2 protein-coding genes are annotated in these 2073 nt (G+C 65.4%); both read left to right on the top strand.

Annotated elements, in window-relative coordinates; all coding sequences use genetic code 11:
• Window positions 1-1587: YbaL family putative K(+) efflux transporter (gene ybaL, locus VMR03_RS07175; RefSeq protein ID WP_325403682.1), on the top strand; the 1587-nt coding region annotated here is incomplete at its 5' end.
• A 64-nt stretch (window positions 1588-1651) separates the two neighbouring features.
• Window positions 1652-2073, top strand: a 422-nt coding sequence (locus VMR03_RS07170; RefSeq protein ID WP_325403680.1) for a disulfide bond formation protein B, incomplete at its 3' end; no start/stop codon positions are given.

Below are 2073 nucleotides of genomic sequence, written 5' to 3'. Positions count from 1 at the left end.
CCGGGCTTCGTCGCCGACCAGTCCCTCATCCCCGAACTTGCGGAAATCGGGGTCATCCTGCTGATGTTCGGCGTCGGCCTGCATTTCTCGCTGAAGGACCTCCTTTCGGTGAAGGCCATCGCCATCCCCGGCGCGCTCGTGCAGATCGCGGCCGCGACGGTTCTGGGCATGGCGCTCGCATGGGCGCTCGGCTGGCCCGTCGGTACAGGCTTCGTCTTCGGCCTCGCTCTTTCCGTCGCGAGTACGGTCGTCCTCCTCCGCGCGCTGCAGGAACGCCGCCTCGTCGACACCGAGCGCGGACACATCGCTGTCGGCTGGCTGATCGTCGAGGATCTCGCGATGGTCCTGACCCTGGTGCTGCTGCCGGCGGTCGCCGGATTGCTGCATGCGGCGGATGGCACGGGCGGCGGAACGATCGACGTTGTGGAGATTTCAAAGACCGTCGCGATCACACTCGGCAAGGTCGTCGCCTTCGTTGCGCTGATGCTGATCGTCGGCCGCCGCGTCATTCCATGGGTTCTCCACTACATCGCGCATACGGGTTCTCGCGAACTCTTCCGCCTCGGCGTCCTCGCCATCGCACTGGGTGTCGCCTATGGCGCGGCGATGCTCTTCGACGTTTCCTTTGCTCTTGGCGCCTTCTTCGCCGGCATGATTCTGAGCGAGTCGCCGCTGAGCCAGCGCGCCGCCGAGGAATCGCTGCCGCTCCGCGACGCCTTCGCCGTACTCTTCTTCGTCTCGGTCGGCATGCTCTTCGATCCGCACATCCTCGTCAGCGATCCGCTGCCGGTGCTGGCGACGCTCGCCATCGTGGTGATCGGCAAATCCGTCGCGTCCTTCTTCATCGTGCGCGCCTTCGGCCACCCCATGACCACCGCGCTCACCATTTCCGCGAGCCTCGCGCAGATCGGCGAATTCTCCTTCATCCTCGCAACGCTCGGCGTCAGCCTCGATCTGCTGCCGGAACGCGCCCGCGATCTCATCCTCGCCGGCGCCATCCTCTCCATCGTGCTCAATCCGCTGTTCTTCTTCGCGCTTGACCGCATGAAGCCCTGGCTCGAAAAGCTCGGCCGGAACGACCTCGCCGACAAGGTCGAGGAGGAGCTCGAGGAGCATTTTCCGGCCACGGCTCTCCGCGATCATGCGGTCGTCATCGGCTTCGGCCGGGTCGGCGGCCTGGTCGGCAAGCGTCTCCAGCAGGCCGGCATCCCGGTTCTCGTTATCGAAGACACGAATGACATTGCGGGCAAGCTCCGGCGGCAGGGCTTTGAGGTCATCGAAGGCAATGCGGCGAAGCCCAACGCGATCGCGGCCGCGAATCTCGCCGCCGCCCGCTGGCTCTTCGTCGCAATCCCCAATGCCTTCGAGGCGGGACAGGCCGTCCAGCAGGCGCGCAAGGCGAACCCCTCGCTCGAAATCATCGCTCGGGCTCATTCCGACGCCGAGGTCGACTATCTGCGCCAGCATGGCGCCAATCTCATCATCATGGGCGAGCGCGAAATCGCGCGCGGCATGATCGAACATGTGCTGGGCGACGGGGCAGGCGTGAACATGACGGCTCCGACCGCCGGCCCGCACGCCACCTGACTTCGCCCTGCTGCGGCGGAAAGCCTCTCGTCCCGGAACCTGAGGCATGATTGAATGAGGCATTATGCTCGACCGGATACCGCCGCTCGCCATCCCCTGGATCGTTCTTCTCGTCAGCGTCGCGACGCTGGGCGGAGCCTATTTCTTTCAATATGCGCTCGGCTACCAGCCCTGCCATCTCTGCCTGATCGAGCGTATCCCTTACGTCTTCGCGATCGGTGCCGCACTCGTCGCGGGCGTCCTTTCGCGCGAGGCCAATCTCGGCATCGCGCCGGTGGTGCTCCTCGGCCTCTGCGCGCTCGCCTTCGCGATCGGCGCGGCGATTTCCGGCTATCATGCCGGCGTCGAATACAAATGGTGGGCGGGTCCCTCCGATTGTACGTCGAGCGGCCTCGTCTCGAATTCGCTGGCGGATCTGCAGGCGCAGCTGCAGGGTGGATCTCGCCCGCCCCAATGCGACAAGGCGGCCTGGACGCTCTTCGGCAT

Origin of the sequence: Parvibaculum sp., assembly GCF_035511255.1 — a bacterium.
Lineage (GTDB): Bacteria > Pseudomonadota > Alphaproteobacteria > Parvibaculales > Parvibaculaceae > Parvibaculum.
The sequence above is the reverse complement of the archived record's forward strand: the minus strand, read 5'-3'. Positions and strand labels throughout refer to the sequence as shown.